Origin of the sequence: Streptomyces sp. NPDC006368 (genome assembly GCF_040612535.1) — a bacterium.
In the GTDB taxonomy this organism is placed as follows: domain Bacteria; phylum Actinomycetota; class Actinomycetes; order Streptomycetales; family Streptomycetaceae; genus Streptomyces.
The window spans coordinates 1-16,232 of record NZ_JBEXQK010000069.1 but is presented as its reverse complement, the minus strand read 5'-3'; the positions used below and the strand labels follow the sequence as shown (position 1 = coordinate 16,232).

Below are 16,232 nucleotides of genomic sequence, written 5' to 3'. Positions count from 1 at the left end.
GGGGTCTCCGGTGGGGGGTCTTCGGGCTCTCGTTCACCGCGCTTCGCGCGAGTTCAGTCGTTTTACGCCCGAACACCCCCCACGCTCCGACCCCGTCCCCCTCACGAAGGTGGGTCACCACAGCCGCCGTAGGGGTGCGCGGGCAGGGGGACGTGGAGCGGGTCGTGTTCTGGGCGTAAAACGACAGAGCGAAGCGACAGAGAGCCCAGAACACGATCCCCGGAACGGCCCCCAACGGCACCCGTGCAACAGGGCCCAGCCCAAGGACCCGGCCCCGCACCCCAGGAACGGTCACCCGCGTACCGGGCCCAGCCCAACGGACCCGGCCCCGCACCCCAGGAACGGTCACCCCACACACAGGGCCCAGCCCAGCAGCCCGCACACCGCACCCCGCCCCGCTACTGCGGGGCCTTGTCGCCCGTCGCCTTGAGGGCCAGCCAGAGTTCCATCCGCGCGTCCGGGTCGTCCAGGGAGCGGCCCAGGATCTCCTCGACGCGGCGCATGCGGTAGCGGAGGGTGTGGCGGTGGACGCCCAGGTCCGCCGCCGCCGCGTCCCACTGGCCGTGGCGGGAGAGCCAGGCGCGCAGGGAGGCGACGAGGTCGCCGCGGCCGGTCGCGTCGTGTTCGTACAGGGCGCGGAGCATGGCGTCGGCGAAGGCGCGTACGGCGTCGTCCGCGAGGAGCGGCAGCACCGAGCCGGCCGCGAGTTCCTCGTGCTCGACGAGGGCGCGGCCCCGGCGACGGGCCACGGAGAGGGCCTGTTCGGCTTGTTTGTAGGCGGAGGCGGCGGCGATGGGGCCCGCCGGGGCGGACAGGCCGACGACGACCCCGGCTTCCTCCGCCTCCTTCGCGGCGTACGCCTGGCACGCGGCGACGACCGCTCCCCCGTCGCCGGCCAGCACGAGGAGCCGCTCGTCGCTCTCCGGGACCGTCAGCACCGCTTCCCCGGTGCGGGCGGCGGCGGCGTCGAGGGCGTCGGCGAGCGCAGTGAGGGGAGGTTCCGCGGCGGGGTCGCGCTCGCCCGCGGGTTCGGCGATCAGCAGTCGGAACGGGGCGTCGAGCAGCCCGCCGTACAGGTCGCCCGCCACGGCCCGCGCGTGGTCGGGCTGTCCGGCCAGCATCATGCGCAGCACCGCCGCGCCGAGCCGCTGTTCGGCCGCCTGGAGGGAGCGGGAGCGCTCGGTGGTGAGGGTGAGGAGGGCGATGGCGGAGTGGACCGCGTACCGCTCCGCCGTGCCCAGCGGCGCGCCGGTGCCGACCGCCAGCGCGCCCCGCACGCGGCGCCCGGTGCCCAGCGACTGCAGTTCCACCCGGTCGTCGGTGCCGCCGACGACCGCGCTCGCGGGCGCCGCCCGTTCACGCAGCCGTTCCACGTCGGCGGTGAGCCGGGCCGCCCGCCGCGCCGCCCACTCGGGCGCCGCCGCTGCCACGGCGCCGGACGCGTCGTACAGCGCGGCCCAGCCGTCGACGTGCGCGGCCAGCCGGGCCACCACGGCGGCCGGGCCCTCCGTGAGGGCGGCCCGGGTCATCTCGCGCTGCGCCTCGAATCCGGCGGTCACCGCCCGGTACTGGTCCGCGGCGATGGCCGCCGACACCGCCTTGGAGATGGCCAGGAAGGGTGTGCGGCGCGGTACCTCCAGCAGCGGCAGGTTCTCCTCGCGGGCCGCGTCGACCAGCGCCTGCGGGATCTCGTCGTAGTTGACGCCCACGGCGAAGCCGAGCCCGACGACACCCGCGCCGGCGAGCCGCTTCACGTAGCGGCGCATGGCCTCGCGGTTGTCGGCGTCCAGCGTCATGGCGGTGACGAGCAGGAGTTCGCCGCCCTCCATGTACGGGACGGGGTCGGCGAGCTCACTGACGTGCGCCCAGCGGACGGGCGTGTCGAGGCGGTCCTCCCCGGCGCGGACGGTGAGCTTCAGCGCCGAGTGCTGGACGAGCGAGGCGAGCGTGGGCGGCATGGCTGGACCGTCGGACTTTCGGGAGGGAGGTGGCGAGTGAACGAATTTCGCCGTCCCGTATGAACGGCTCCCCGCAAGTCTGCCAGGTTGTCACGTCCGCAGGTCGACCAGAAGCGGAGGGGTGTGTTCCCCCCGTACGCCCGTCAAGGACAGTACGGCATGCCCAGCGGGCACCGCGTGCGCCAGGTCCGACGCCGACCAGCGCTGCCGCTCGACCTCCCGTACCGTCACCGCCTCCGCCGTCGCCGCCTTGCCGGTCACCAGGCGGCGCATGAAGTGCAGGGCCTTGGTGAGCGGCTCGTCCGAGATGATCTGGCGGTTGGTGACGTCCCGGGTCTGGACCCACTCGGTGCCCCAGGTCTCCGCGAAGCGCCCGCCGTCCCACGGCGCCAGTCCCGCGAACGCCATCCGGCACCCCACCGCGCCCAGCAGCGGTCCGCGCAGCGCCTCCGGCACGTCCTCCAGGGTGCGCAGCGCCAGTACGACACCCGCGTGCGCCGAGCGCAGCCGCTGAACGGCGCGTACGGAGTCGGCGGTGACGGTGTGCGACGCGTCGTCCAGGACCAGGCAGGCGAACAGCGACCGGTCGCCGCGCGCCAGGGCCGCCTCCGTGAACTGGGCCAGCAGCAGCCGGGCCACGATCCGGGACGCCTCGGCGTGCCCGCGCTCGGGCAGGTCGACGCGGACGCGCAGCGGGTGCTCGATGGCCCGCAGCGAGAACTGCCGCCCTTCACCGTCCGTGCGGAAGAACCGGGCGAACGCCGGCCGGTCCAGGAACGCGATCCGTTCCGCGAGCAGCTCCCCGATGTCGTCACCGCGCTGCGACTGGCGCGCCCGGGCGTCCAGCTCGCGCAGCTGCGCCGGGTCGCCCGCGACGGCCGCGCGCAGCCCGGCCAGCGCCTCGGGCGCCCCGCCGAGCAGCTCGCGCAGCTCCGGTACGGCGGGGAAGCGGCCGTACGCGGCGCGGTACGGGCCGATGAGCTGGGCCAGCGCGGTCGCGGCGCGGCGGCTGTCCGGTACGAGGTCGCCGACGAGCGCCTCGGCGAGCACGCGGGCGGCCTCGTCGGGGTCGTCGGCACCGCCGTACAGGTCGAGGTCGTGCGTGGAGTCCGCCCGGCCGGCCCGGACGACCAGGTCGAACGCCTCGTCGGGCGCGAGTGCGGCGCCGTGCGCGGTCACCGCGACGACGGCGGCGCGGTTGGCGAGGGCCTGGAGGCAGAGGGACTCGATGACGGGGCGGATGACCGTGGCCGTCTTGCCGGACCCGGCGGGTCCCACCGCGAGCAGGGACGTGCCCAGTACGTCGGGCTCCAGGGCGACGCCCGTCGTACGCCGGGGGTACGGGTTGCGGGGATGGTCGGCCGCGGTGCCGATCCGCACCTGGCCGGTGACGAGGTCGTGTGCGGCGGTACGGCCGGGGAGGTCGCGCGCCCCGGAGGGGTGGGCGCAGGCGGCGGGGCCGTGGGCGCGTACCGCGTCGGTGAACGCGGCGAGCCGCTCGGGATGCGTGCGTACGCCCTGCCAGGCGCGGTGGATCCGGGCGTAGTCGACGTCGCCGAGCGTGCCCGTCCGGGTCGCCTCGGTGAGCCGGTCGGCGGCCTCGGTGAGCCCGGCGTCACGCAGTTCGGGCCAGTCGGCGGGGTCGTGCCGCGGCTGCGGCCGGTCCTGCCCGGCGGCGGCGCGACGGCGGCGGGCGGCGGGCCCGGAGAAGAGGGCCCGCAGCAGCGCGGCCACCCCGGGGCGGGCGCCCACCCAGCGGGCGGCCGGGGCGAGCGCCCGGGGGATGCCGGGCTCGTCCCGGCCGGGGCCGGCCGCGTCGGCGAGCGCCCGCGCGAGCCGGGGCCACGCGCCGACCCTGGCGACGACCGCCACCACGGCCGCCACGAGGAGGACGTAGTGGACGGAGGAGGCGACGGCGAGCCACGGGACGCTGGTCGGCATCTCGCGCCATACGCCCGGCAGGAGGACGAACAGGGGCCACAGCGGGACGCCGTACCGGTGCCAGAGGTCGTTCCAGTTGCCGAGCCGTCCCATGCCGATGGCGATGAGCACGAGCAGGAGTCCGTAGTAGAGGTAGGACGCGGCGACGAACAGGGAGTGGTCCGGGTCGGCCGGGTTCGTCCAGGACTCCGGCACCATCAGCCGCAGGGGCAGCAGCCACCACTTGTCGATGAAGATCCACCACCCCTCCAGGTAGCGGTTCCACAGCAGCGACCAGATCAGCCAGCCGCAGAGGAACGCGATCAGCGCACCGGACAGCAGCTGGCGGCCCGGCACGGCGGCGGGCTCCTCGGCGGGGCGCGGCCGGTGTCCGAACCGCCACACCCCGGGCTCGGCCGCCGGCCGGGGCGTCCGCAGCCACTGCGCGGTGCCGCCCCCCGTGGCGGGGGCGGGGGCGGGCGCGTGACGTGGCCTCGGCGGGTGCGGTGGCCGCGGCGGGCGCGCGGGAGGCGGCACGGCGTGGGTGCCGCGTGCGTCGTACGTACCGTCGGTGTCCATGAACCCCTGCCCCCTGACCAGCCAGGCCGCCCGCGTCTGTGCACCCGTCAATCTAGTGCCCGCCACGCCGGGTTGCGGGAACGTCCACCCCTGCCCGGCGAGCGCGTTCCCGGCCGGGGGCGGGGCCGGTCGGCCCGGCCGGGGGCCCGTTCGCCGGGCCGGGGCCGGCCGCCCTTGTGGTGCCCCGGTTCGCCGAGGGACCGCCGGGCCCGCCTCGCAGCGCCCCCGGGCCGGCCGTCGGGGCTCCGGCTGTCGTTCCCGGGGACTGCCGGGCACGCCGGAGGCGGCGCCGCGCGGCACCCGTCCGGACGGTGTGGCCGGGACTCGGGCGCCCCGGCGGCCGCCTATGTCCGTCGCGGACAAGGACACGCCCGTCACCACTCCCGATCGGCGCATGCCCGCACCCCTCCCGCCGACCTAGCCTGCGGAAGAAAGAGAAGTAGCGTCCGGAACACCCCCAGGAGCCCCGCATGACCGATATCCCGCAGGAGCGCCGCGTCGTCACCGCCATCCCCGGCCCGAAGTCGCAGGAGCTTCAGGCACGCCGTCTCTCCGCGGTCGCGGGTGGCGTGGGCTCCGTGCTGCCGGTGTTCACGGCCCGTGCCGGTGGCGGCATCATCGAGGACGTCGACGGCAACCGTCTCATCGACTTCGGCTCCGGTATCGCCGTGACCTCCGTGGGTGCCTCCGCCGAGGCCGTCGTGCGCCGGGCGAGCGCCCAGCTGGAGCAGTTCACGCACACCTGTTTCATGGTCACGCCGTACGAGGGCTACGTCGAGGTGTGTGAGGCGCTCGCCGAGCTGACGCCGGGCGACCACGCCAAGAAGTCCGCGCTGTTCAACAGCGGTGCCGAGGCCGTCGAGAACGCGGTCAAGATCGCCCGCTCGTACACCAAGCGCCAGGCCGTCGTCGTCTTCGACCACGGCTACCACGGCCGTACGAACCTGACGATGGCGCTGACCGCCAAGAACATGCCGTACAAGCACGGCTTCGGCCCGTTCGCGCCCGAGGTCTACCGCGTCCCGGTCGCCTACGGCTACCGCTGGCCCACCGGTCCGGAGAACTGCGGCCCCGAGGCCGCCGCCCAGGCGATCGACCAGATCAGCAAGCAGATCGGCGCCGAGAACGTCGCCGCGATCATCATCGAGCCGGTGCTCGGTGAGGGTGGCTTCATCGAGCCGGCCAAGGGCTTCCTGCCGGCGATCTCGCAGTTCGCGAAGGACAACGGCATCGTGTTCGTCGCGGACGAGATCCAGTCCGGCTTCTGCCGTACCGGCCAGTGGTTCGCCTGCGAGGACGAGGGTGTCGTCCCGGACCTGATCACCACCGCCAAGGGCATCGCGGGCGGTCTGCCGCTCGCCGCCGTCACCGGCCGCGCCGAGATCATGGACTCCGTGCACGGCGGTGGCCTGGGTGGCACGTACGGCGGCAACCCGGTGGCCTGCGCCGGTGCGCTCGGCGCCATCGAGACGATGAAGGAGCTCGACCTCAACGGCAAGGCCAAGCGCATCGAGGAGGTCATGAAGGGCCGCCTCGCCGCCATGCAGGAGAAGTACGAGATCATCGGCGACATCCGGGGCCGCGGCGCCATGATCGCGATCGAGCTGGTGAAGGACCCGGCGACCAAGGAGCCGAACCCTCAGGCCGCCGGCGCGCTGGCGAAGGCCTGCCACGCGGAGGGCGTGCTGGTCCTCACCTGCGGCACCTACGGCAACGTGCTGCGTTTCCTGCCGCCGCTGGTCATCGGTGAGGACCTCCTCAACGAGGGCCTGGACATCATCGAGAACGCGTTCGCGCAGGTCTGACGCGGACCGGACCGGACCACGCGCCTGACCACGGATCGGGGCGTGTGAAGAGGTTGTGGGGGGCCGATGGCGGGATGGAGATCCGGCTGTCGGTCCCCCCTTCCTCTGCCGTACGGTTCCCGCAGATGAGAGATGCATCAGGCCCGCGGGGGACTGCGGGTCATGCCGGGTCGGAGCCTCCCCAGCCTCGTCCTGGCCGTGCCTTCGCGCACACCCACGGAGCCTCCGGCTCCGGATCTCCTCACCGATCGGACAGCCGCCCGCCCCATACCCCCCGGGGCGTGCGGCACACCGGTCCTGGCGGCCGCCCCGGAACAACCCCCCCTGTTCCGGGGCGGCCGGCTCTCCTCTCCGCGGCGGCGCTGCTGCTGTTCGGCGTCATCACCTGGCAGGTCGTCACCGGCGGGCCCCTGGCCCGGCTGGACACACGGGTGAGCCGGGCCCTGGCCGGGCGCGGGCCCACACCGTTCACGGAGCTGCTCGCCGACCTCGGCTCCCTTCAGGTCGCCCTCCCGGCCCTCGCCGCCGCGGCGGCGTACGCGGTGTGGCGCGGCCGGCTCGGGCAGGCGCTGTACGCGGGGCTCGCCATGGCGCTCGTGCCGGCCCTGGTCGTACCCCTCAAGCTGCTCGTCGACCGGGTCGGCCCGCTCACCGCCGACACCGGCTACTACCCGTCCGGGCACACGGCGACGGCCATGGTCGCGTACGGCGGCGCCGCGCTTCTGCTCCGGGCGCGCTGGGCGGTACCCGTCGCCATCCTGCTGACGGTCGCGACGGGCGTGGGGCTGGTCCTGCGCGGCTACCACTGGCCGCTGGACGTGGCCGGGAGCGTGTGTCTGTTCGGCCCCCTCCTGGCGGCCCCATGGGCGGGAGCCGTACGTCGCGGTGCGAGGGCCCCGGGTGCCGGTGGTCAAGGCTCCTGACGTTCCCCCAGGCGGGCCGCCGCCTCGTGCATCGCCAGCTCCAGGAGCGCCGGATCGGTGAGCGTGCCCGTACCGTCCGGCTGCACCAGCCAGCGCGTCCGCCCGGTCCCCCGTCCGGGACCGGGGTACGGGACCACGATCCACGTGCCGCGGCCCGCCGCCCGCGTCCCCGTGCCGACCCAGCGCGCGGCCGTGCCCGGCGGGACGAAGAAGCCCATCCGGGCGCCCCAGGTGTCGGTGATGACCGGACCGGGTCGGTCGACGAGCCGGGACAGCACGTCGAGGGTCGGACCACCGAGCCCGGCCGGGACGATCAGTACGTCCCAGCGCCTGCCGGCCGGGAGGAGAGCGACCCCCGCGGGGTGCCGCTCCCACTCCCACCGGCAGACACCGGGATCCGGTGCCGCCGACACCAGCCACTCCACCGCGCCCTTGGCACCCGTAGCCCCCGAACCAGTCATCGCCCGCAGCCTCCATGTCCGTGTCTGTGACTGCCCTGCTGAGCAGTGCGTTCACACGGGAGAGGCGGTTGGGGGCGGATGATTACGCCGGTTCGGCCGACACGTGGTGGTGAATCGGCGCACGGGGGCGCACGGCGGGCGTACATAAGCCCAACCGGTCATCGGCCAACCGCTCATCGGTTCAATCGCTCATCGGTGCAACCGCGCACGGGTTCCACCGCTCAGCTGTCGAATCCGAGGCCCAGCCGGTCCATCGTCCGCAGCCACAGGTTGCGCCGGCCGCCGTTGGCGTCGGCCCGGGCCAGCGACCACTTGGTGATCCCGATGCCCGCCCAGGCGATCGGCTCGGGCGGGAACGGCAGTGGCTTGGAGCGCACCATCTCCAGCCCCGTGCGCTCGGTGCGCTCGCCCGACAGCAGGTCGAGCATCACATCCGCCCCGAAGCGCGTCGCGCCCACGCCCAGGCCCGTGAAGCCCACCGCGTACGCGACCCGGCCGCCGTGCGCCGTGCCGAAGAACGCCGAGAAGCGCGAGCAGGTGTCGATGGCGCCGCCCCAGGCGTGGCTGAACCGCACGCCCTCCAGCTGCGGGAAGCAGCGGAAGAAGTGCTCGGCGAGCGTGAGGTAGGTCTCCGGGCGCTGGTCCAGCTCGGCGCTGAGCCGCCCGCCGAAGGGATAGATGGCGTCGTAACCGCCCCACAGCACGCGGTTGTCGGCGCTCAGCCGGAAGTAGTGGAACTGGTTGGCGCTGTCGCCGAGCCCCTGGCGGTTCTTCCAGCCGATCGACGCCAGCTGGTCGCCGGTGAGCGGCTCGGTCATCAGGGCGTAGTCGTACACCGGGACGGTGTAGTGGCGTACGCGACGGACGAGCGACGGGAAGACGTTGGTACCGAGGGCGACCTGCCGGGCGAGGACCCGTCCGTAGGGCGTGCGGACGGCCATGCCGGCACCGGCGCGGACCATGTCCAGACCCCGGGTGTTCTCGTAGACGCGTACGCCCTTCTCGACGCAGACCCGCTTGAGACCCCACGCCAGCTTGGCCGGGTTCAGCAGGGCGACGCCGCACCGGTCCCACAGGCCGCCCAGGAACGTCGGGGAGTTCACCTCGGCGCGGACGGCGTCCCGGTCGAGGATCTCCAGATGGTCCGCGAGACCGAGCCGGTCCGCCGCCTCGTACACCTCGGTGAGCTCCGCCAGCTGGTGCGGCTCGGTGGCGACGTCGATCTCGCCGCTGCGCTCGAAGTCGCAGTCGATGCCGTACGCGGTGACGGCGGCCTCGATCGCGTCGAGGTTCCTCCCGCCCAGCTCTTCAAGTTCGACCAGCTCGTCCGGCCAGCGGGCCAGTCCGTTGCCGAACCCGTGGGTGAGGGAGGCGGCGCAGAAGCCGCCGTTGCGCCCGGAGGCGGCCCAGCCCGCCTCCCGGCCCTCGATGAGGACGACATCCCGCGCGGGGTCGCGCTCCTTGGCGAGGAGCGCGGTCCACAGGCCGCTGTAACCGCCGCCGACGACAAGCAGGTCGCAGTGTTCGGTGCCGGTGAGCGCGGGCAGTGCCCCGGGCTTGCCGGGGTCTTCCAGCCAGAAGGGGACGGGCTGGGCGTCCGAGAGTGATCGGGCAGCAGTACGCATGGCAACTGGGGCCATGGTTTCCAACTCCTTCAGGAACTCACGAGACCTTGGTGCGCTTTCGCCGGCCGGCAGCGAGCCGGCCGGCGAGGACCACCAGCACGGCGATGGCGAACATCGCCGTACCGATGACGTTGATCTGTACGGGCGTGCCGCGCTGCGCCGAGCCCCACACGAACATGGGGAAGGTCACCGTGGAGCCCGCGTTGAAGTTGGTGATGATGAAGTCGTCGAACGACAGGGCGAAGGCGAGCAGCGCGCCGGCCGCGATACCGGGGGCGGCGATGGGCAGGGTGACCCGCAGGAAGGTCTGCGCCGGCCCCGCGTACAGGTCCCGGGCGGCCTCCTCCAGGCGGGGGTCCATGGACATCACGCGCGCCTTGACCGCCGTCACGACGAAGCTGAGGCAGAACATGATGTGCGCGATGAGGACCGTCCAGAAGCCCAGCCGCGCGCCCATGTTGAGGAAGAGCGTCAGCAGGGAGGCGGCCATGACGACCTCGGGCATCGCCATCGGCAGGAAGATCAGCGAGTTGATCGCGCCGCGCGCCCGGAAGCGGTAGCGGACCAGCGCGAAGGCGATCATCGTGCCGAGCGCCGTGGCGCCGAGCGTGGCCCAGGCGGCGATCTGCAGCGACAGCGCGAGTGAGCCGCACAGGTCGGCGACGCCGCACGGGTCCCGCCAGGCGTCGGTGGAGAACTCCCGCCAGGAGTAGTTGAAGCGCCCCGCCGGCTTGTTGAACGAGAACACCATCACGATGACGTTCGGCAGGATCAGGTACGCGAGCGTCAGCAGCCCCGCGAGGACGACGAGGTTGCGCCGTATCCAATGGACCATCAGACCAGGTCCTCCGTTCCGGCCCGGCGGATGTAGACGGTGACCATGAGCAGCACGATCGCCATCAGGATGAAGGACAGCGCGGCGGCTGTCGGGTAGTCGAGCACCCGCAGGAACTGCGACTGGATGACGTTGCCGACCATCTTGGTGTCGGTCGAGCCGAGCAGTTCGGCGTTGACGTAGTCGCCGCTCGCCGGGATGAAGGTGAGCAGGGTGCCGGAGACGACGCCCGGCATGGACAGCGGGAACGTCACCTTGCGGAAGGTGGTGGACGGGGAGGCGTACAAGTCCTTGGCGGCCTCGTGCAGCCGGCCGTCGATCCGCTCCAGCGAGGTGTAGAGCGGCAGGATCATGAACGGCAGGAAGTTGTACGTGAGACCGCACACGACCGCCATGGGGGTGGCCAGGACGCGGTCGCCCTGGGTCCAGCCAAGCGCGTTGGTGACGTCCAGGACGTGCAGGGCGTCCAGGGCGCCGACGAGCGCGCCGCCGTCCGCGAGGATCGTCTTCCACGCCAGCGTGCGGATGAGGAAGCTGGTGAAGAACGGCGCGATGACGAGGACGAGGAGCAGGTTGCGCCAGCGGCCCGCCTTGAAGGCGATGAGGTACGCGAGCGGGTAGCCCAGCAGCAGGCACAGCAGGGTGGCGGTACCGGCGTACAGCAGGGACCGGATGAACTGCGGGTAGTACTCCTGGAACGCCTCCCAGTAGGTCGCGACGTGCCAGGTGACCTCGAAGCCCTTCTCCAGGGAACCGGTCTGTACGGAGGTCGACGCCTGGTAGACCATCGGCAGCGCGAAGAAGACGAGCAGCCAGAGGATGCCGGGCAGCAGCAGCCAGTACGGCACGAGCCGTTTGCGCGTGGGCGCCTTGCGCACCACGGGCTCGTGCGGGATCAGGGTCGCGGTCACGTGGCGTCCTCGACCTTCTCCACGCCCGCCTGGATGTCCTGGTCCGCGTCCAGCCCGAAGGTGTGGGCCGGGTTCCAGTGCAGGACGACCTCGGCGCCCGGGGCGAGCCGGGAGTCGCGCTCGATGTTCTGCTCGTACACCTGGAGGCCGCTGCCGGCGGGGCTGTCCACGACGTACTGGGTGGAGACGCCGATGAAGGAGCTGTCGACGATCCGGCCGGTGACCCTGTTGCGCCCGTCGGGGATCGCGCCCGCGTCGTCGGCGTGCGCGAGCGAGATCTTCTCCGGGCGGATGCCGACGAGCAGCCGGCCACCGGTCGTGGTGGGCGCCGAGCAGCGGTCGGCGGGGAGCCGCAGCTTGCCGCCGCCGGCCGACACCACGATGTCCGCGACGCCCGTCTCGGCGACCTCGGCGGTGATGAGGTTGGACGTGCCGAGGAAGTTGGCGACGAAGGTGGTGCGCGGGTTCTCGTACAGGTCGGCGGGCGCGCCGAGTTGCTCGACCCGGCCGCCGTTCATCACCGCGATCGTGTCGGCCATCGTCATGGCCTCCTCCTGGTCGTGGGTGACGTGGATGAAGGTGATGCCGACCTCGGTCTGGATGCGCTTGAGCTCCAGCTGCATCTGGCGGCGCAGCTTGAGGTCGAGGGCGCCGAGCGGCTCGTCGAGGAGCAGCACCTGGGGGTGGTTGATGAGGGCGCGGGCGACGGCGACGCGCTGCTGCTGGCCGCCGGAGAGCTGGTGCGGCTTGTGCCCGGCCTTGTCGCCGAGCTGGACGAGGTCGAGCATGTCGCCGACCTGCTTCCTGACGGACTTGATGCCGCGCCGGCGCAGCCCGAAGGCGACGTTCTCGTGGATGTTCAGGTGCGGGAAGAGGGCGTACGACTGGAAGACGGTGTTGACCGGCCGCTTGTACGGGGGGAGGTCCGTGACGTCCCTGTCTCCGAGGAAGACGGTGCCGGTGGTGGGTTCCTCCAGGCCGGCGATCATGCGCAGGGTGGTGGTCTTGCCGCAGCCGGAAGCGCCGAGGAGGGCGAAGAAGGAGCCCTGCGGGACGGTCAGGTCGAGCGGGTGGACGGCGGTGAAGGAGCCGTACGTCTTGCTGATGCCGGACAGACGGACGTCGCCGCCGGTGTGCGTGTGCTCAGTGGTCATGCGTGGCGATCCCAGGGGGTGTCGAGGGGGCGGGCAAGCGCTGCTCAGGCGCCGATGAGCTTGGCGAACTTCTCCTCGTACGCCGACTCTTCCTCGCTGCTGAGGGAGCGGAAGGCGCGCGACTTCGCGGCCATCGCCTTGTCCGGGAGGATCAGGGTGTTCGATGCCAGCGCGGGATCGATCCTGGCCAGTTCCTCGCGTACGCCCTCGACCGGGCAGACGTAGTTGATGTACGCGGCGAGCCGGGCCGCGTTGGGAAGCTCGTAGTAGTAGTCGATGAGCTTCTCGGCGTTGGTCTTGTGCCGGGCCTGGGTGGGCACCAGGAGGTTGTCGCTGGAGGTGATGTAACCGGCGGACGGGATGGCGAACTTGATGTCCGGGTTGTCGGCCTGGAGCTGGATGACGTCACCGGCCCAGGCGAGACAGGCGGCGATGTCGCCCTTGTTGAGGTCGCCGGTGTAGTCGTTGCCGGTGAAGCGGCGGATCTGCTGGGTGTCGACGCCCTTCTGGAGCCGGCCGACGGCCGCGTCGTAGTCGGCGCCGGTGAACGCCCCCGGGTCCTTGCCCATGTCGAGGAGGGTCATGCCGACCGAGTCGCGCATCTCCGAGAGGAACGCGACCCGCCCCTTGAGCCTGGGGTCGTCGAGCATCTGGGTGACGGAGTCGACCTTGCGGCCCCCGGTGGCCTTGGTGTTGTACGCGATGACCGTCGAGATGCCGGTCCAGGGGTACGAGTGGGCGCGACCCGGGTCCCAGTCGGGGCTGCGGAACTGGGCGGAGAGGTTGGCGTACGCGTGGGGCAGGTTCGCCGCGTCCAGCTTCTGCGCCCAGCCGAGCCGGATGATGCGGGCGGCCAGCCAGTCGGTCACGCAGATCAGGTCGCGTCCGGTGTCCTGACCGGCGGCGAGCTGCGGCTGGATCTTGCCGAAGAACTCGACGTTGTCGTTGACGTCCTCGGTGTACCTGACCTTGATCCCGGTGCGCTTGGTGAACGCCTCCAGGGTGGGCCGGCTCTTCTCGTCGTCGCTGATGTCGATGTACTGCGTCCAGTTGGAGAAGTTGAGCTGCTTCTCCTTGGCCGAGTGGTCGGTGGAGGCGGGACCTTCGCCCTCCCGCTTGGCGGGCGGGATGCCACAGGCGCCCAGCCCGGCGATTCCGCCGAGCGTGAGCGCGCCGACGCCCGAGGCGCGCAGCAGGGAACGGCGGGTGAGGGCTCCCCTGCCGTTCGTCAGGCTGCGCCGCATCGCGGCGAGCTGTGCCGCGGAGAGGCTGTCGGGCTGGTACTGCTCCATGCGCTGTGCCTTTCGGGTGTGGGACGGACGGCCGCTGGTCGGGCGGCCCGCCGTCCGTCCAGTGGCTATCGGTCCCCGAAGATCGTGCGGTGCCAGTCCTTCCTGGCGACCGCCGTGTTGTCGTACATCACATGCTTGACCTGCGTGTACTCCTCGAAGGAGTAGGTTGACATGTCCTTTCCGAAGCCGGATGCCTTGTAGCCGCCGTGGGGCATCTCGCTGATGATCGGGATGTGGTCGTTGACCCAGACACAGCCGACCTTGATGTCGCGGGTGGCGCGGCCGGCGCGGTAGACGTCGCGGGTCCACGCGGAGGCGGCGAGGCCGTACGGGGTGTCGTTCGCCAGCCGGATGCCCTCGTCGTCGCTGTCGAAGGGGAGGACGACGAGGACCGGACCGAAGATCTCGGCCTGGACGATCTCGCTGTCCTGGGGCGCACCGGTGATCAGCGTCGGCCGGTAGTAGGCGCCGGCGTTGTGGGGCGCCACACCGCCCGTGACGACGGTGGCGTACGCGCGGGCGCGGTCGACGAAGGCGGCGACGCGGTCGCGGTGCGCGTGGCTGATGAGCGGGCCGAGGTCGGTGTCCTCCTGGAACGGGTCGCCGATCCGCACGGTCGCCATCAGGTCGGCGACCTGCCGCACGAAGGCGTCGTACAGCGGCCGCTGGACGTACGCGCGCGTGGCGGCGGTGCAGTCCTGGCCGGTGTTGATGAGCGCGCCGGCGACCGCGCCGTGCGCGGCGGCCTCCAAGTCGGCGTCGTCGAAGACGACGAACGGCGCCTTGCCGCCCAGCTCCAGGTGCAGGCGCTTGACGGTGGAGGTCGCGATCTCGGCGACCCGCTTGCCGACGGCGGTGGAGCCGGTGAAGGACGTCATCGCGACGTCCGGGTGCCCCACGAGGTGCTCCCCCGCGTCCCGGCCCGCGCCGGTGACGATGTTGACGACACCGTCCGGGATGCCCGCGTCGGTCGCGGCCTGCGCGAACATCAGCGAGGTGAGCGGGGTGAGCTCCGCGGGCTTGAGGACGATGGTGTTCCCCGCGGCGATGGCCGGGAGCACCTTCCAGGCCGCCATCTGGAGCGGGTAGTTCCAGGGCGCGATGGAGCCGACGACGCCGATGGGTTCCCGGCGGACGTACGAGGTGTGGTCACCGCTGTACTCACCGGCCGACTGGCCCTGGAGGTGCCGGGCCGCCCCCGCGAAGAAGGCGGTGTTGTCGACCGTGCCCGGTACGTCGAACTCCCGCGTCAGCTTGATCGGCTTACCGCACTGGAGCGACTCCGCGCGGGCGAGGTCCTCGGCCCGCTCCGCCAGCCGGGAGGCGAACCGGTGCATCGCGTCGGAGCGCTCGCCCGGTGTCGCGCCCGCCCAGCCGGGCAGCGCGTCCCGCGCGGCGGCGACCGCCGCGTCGACGTCGGCGGTCCCGGCGAGCTCGTACGTCAGCACGTCCTCGCCGGTGGCCGGGTCGACGACGGTGTGGGTGCGCCCGGAGGTTCCGGGGCGCGCCCGCCCGCCGATGTACTGCGCGCCTGCGGTGAAGCGGTCCAGTCCCTCGAAGCGGTTGCCCATGGCGGTCTCCGTTGTCCCAGCTGGAATTGAGTGCCGATCCTGACAGAGGGTTCCCCACCCAACAAGGGATTCCGTTGTTGCCTTTTGGTTACGCGACGGAATCGGTCGACCATGTGCCGCGCGGGCCCTCGTAACTCGGTACGAAGTGTCGGTGGCGGCTGTCAAACTCGGCTGCATGGAGACGATCGACGACCTCATCGCGCAGGTCAGCACGGGTGAGCGCGTCAAGTTCCTGCACTTTTGGGGGCACACGCCGAAGAAGGACGGGACCACGGGGGCGAGCTGCCTGAGCCAGTGGTGGCCCGCGCCCTTCACGGTCGACGGCGTCCGGTACGCGACGGCCGAGCACTGGATGATGGCGTCGAAGGCGCGGCTCTTCGGCGACGCGGACGCCGAACGACAAGCCGTCGAAGCACCCAACCCGGCCCTCGCGAAAAAGGCGGGACGGCTGGTCCGCGGATTCGACGAGACGGTGTGGAAGCGCGAGCGGTTCGGCATCGTGGTCGCGGGCAGCGAGCACAAGTTCGGCCGGCACGAAGAGCTGCGGGACTTCCTGCTCTCGACGGGTGACCGCGTGCTCGTGGAGGCGAGCCCGGTGGACCGCGTCTGGGGCATCGGCCTCGCGGCCACGGACCCGCGCGCCGAGGACCCCACGCGCTGGCGCGGCCTGAACCTCCTGGGCTTCGCCCTGATGCGGGCCCGCGGGGCGCTGCGCGCGGCTGCGTCCTGAACCACCGCGGTGCCGCTGCGCGGTGCGGTGTCCGCTGCGCGGTGGGCTCCTCGGGTGCGGTGCGGTGCGGTGCCGTTGCCCGGGGTGGGCGCCCGCCGCCTGACCCTCGCGGGGTTCGGTGCCGCTGCGCGGGGGCGGTGCCCGGTGTGGTGCCGCTGCGCGGGGCGTTGTGCGGTGCCGTTGGGGGTTGGGTCCGGTGGGCCGGGGTCGGGTGCCGGGGTCTCCGGTGGGGGGCCTTCGGGCTCTCGTTCACCGCGCTTCGCGCGAGTTCGGTCGTTTACGCCCGAACACCCCCCACGCTCCGACCCCGCCCCCCCTCACGAACGTGGGTCACCACAGCCGCCGTAGGGGTGCGGGCAGGGGGGACGTGGAGGGGGTCGTGTTCTGGGCGTAAAACGACAGAGCGAAGCGACAGAGAGCCCAGCAGGACCCAGCGGGCGACCCGCTCGTGCTCGGCGGCGGGGCGCT

The 16,232-nt window shown here is 72.4% G+C and carries 12 protein-coding genes; 3 read left to right on the top strand and 9 right to left on the bottom strand.

Annotation, left to right across the window (positions count from 1 at the left end; translation table 11 throughout):
- Positions 1–398 precede the first annotated feature (398 nt).
- Together ABZZ38_RS29470 and ABZZ38_RS29465 are read right to left on the bottom strand one after the other, a co-directional pair.
- Positions 399–1,958: a PucR family transcriptional regulator gene (locus ABZZ38_RS29470; protein WP_356745442.1), complete on the bottom strand. Its 1,560-nt coding sequence runs from the start codon at positions 1,956–1,958 to the stop codon at positions 399–401.
- A 90-nt stretch (positions 1,959–2,048) separates the two neighbouring features.
- Entirely contained in the window at positions 2,049–4,457 is a 2,409-nt protein-coding gene (locus tag ABZZ38_RS29465; protein WP_356745440.1) for an ATP/GTP-binding protein, read from the bottom strand.
- A gap of 470 nt (positions 4,458–4,927) precedes the next feature.
- Here ABZZ38_RS29465 and gabT point away from each other — a divergent pair, with 470 nt between their 5' ends.
- Positions 4,928–6,262, top strand: coding sequence for a 4-aminobutyrate--2-oxoglutarate transaminase (gene gabT / locus ABZZ38_RS29460; RefSeq protein ID WP_356745438.1), 1,335 nt, complete (start codon positions 4,928–4,930; stop codon positions 6,260–6,262).
- A 125-nt stretch (positions 6,263–6,387) separates the two neighbouring features.
- Positions 6,388–7,185 (top strand): phosphatase PAP2 family protein, encoded by a 798-nt coding sequence (locus tag ABZZ38_RS29455; RefSeq protein ID WP_356745436.1) that lies wholly within the window; start codon positions 6,388–6,390, stop codon positions 7,183–7,185.
- Here the strand turns inward: ABZZ38_RS29455 and ABZZ38_RS29450 are convergent.
- From ABZZ38_RS29450 to ABZZ38_RS29420, 7 genes are all read right to left on the bottom strand, one after another.
- Positions 7,173–7,646 carry a hypothetical protein gene (locus ABZZ38_RS29450; protein WP_356745434.1) on the bottom strand — a complete coding sequence of 158 codons (474 nt, stop codon included), beginning with the start codon at positions 7,644–7,646 and terminating at the stop codon, positions 7,173–7,175. The two genes, ABZZ38_RS29455 and ABZZ38_RS29450, sit on opposite strands and share 13 nt — an antisense overlap.
- A 221-nt stretch (positions 7,647–7,867) precedes the next feature.
- Positions 7,868–9,286: an FAD-dependent oxidoreductase gene (locus tag ABZZ38_RS29445; protein WP_356745432.1), complete on the bottom strand. Its 1,419-nt coding sequence runs from the start codon at positions 9,284–9,286 to the stop codon at positions 7,868–7,870.
- Positions 9,287–9,308: 22 nt separating this feature from the next.
- On the bottom strand, positions 9,309–10,106 hold the full coding sequence (locus tag ABZZ38_RS29440) for an ABC transporter permease (protein WP_356745430.1): 798 nt from the start codon (positions 10,104–10,106) through the stop codon (positions 9,309–9,311).
- A complete protein-coding gene (locus tag ABZZ38_RS29435) occupies positions 10,106–11,017 on the bottom strand; it encodes an ABC transporter permease (protein WP_356745428.1) in 912 nt (303 codons plus the stop codon). Before ABZZ38_RS29435 ends, ABZZ38_RS29440 begins: the two co-directional genes overlap by 1 nt.
- A complete protein-coding gene (locus ABZZ38_RS29430; protein WP_356745426.1) occupies positions 11,014–12,171 on the bottom strand; it encodes an ABC transporter ATP-binding protein in 1,158 nt (385 codons plus the stop codon). The genes ABZZ38_RS29435 and ABZZ38_RS29430 overlap by 4 nt, the downstream gene beginning before the upstream one ends.
- Positions 12,172–12,215: 44 nt before the next feature.
- Positions 12,216–13,463, bottom strand: coding sequence for a spermidine/putrescine ABC transporter substrate-binding protein (locus ABZZ38_RS29425; RefSeq protein ID WP_356745424.1), 1,248 nt, complete (start codon positions 13,461–13,463; stop codon positions 12,216–12,218).
- Positions 13,464–13,528: 65 nt separating this feature from the next.
- A complete protein-coding gene (locus ABZZ38_RS29420; protein WP_356745422.1) occupies positions 13,529–15,034 on the bottom strand; it encodes a gamma-aminobutyraldehyde dehydrogenase in 1,506 nt (501 codons plus the stop codon).
- A gap of 175 nt (positions 15,035–15,209) precedes the next feature.
- Between ABZZ38_RS29420 and ABZZ38_RS29415 the strand changes: the two genes are divergently transcribed.
- Positions 15,210–15,764: an NADAR family protein gene (locus ABZZ38_RS29415; RefSeq protein WP_356745444.1), complete on the top strand. Its 555-nt coding sequence runs from the start codon at positions 15,210–15,212 to the stop codon at positions 15,762–15,764.
- Positions 15,765–16,232: the final 468 nt, after the last annotated feature.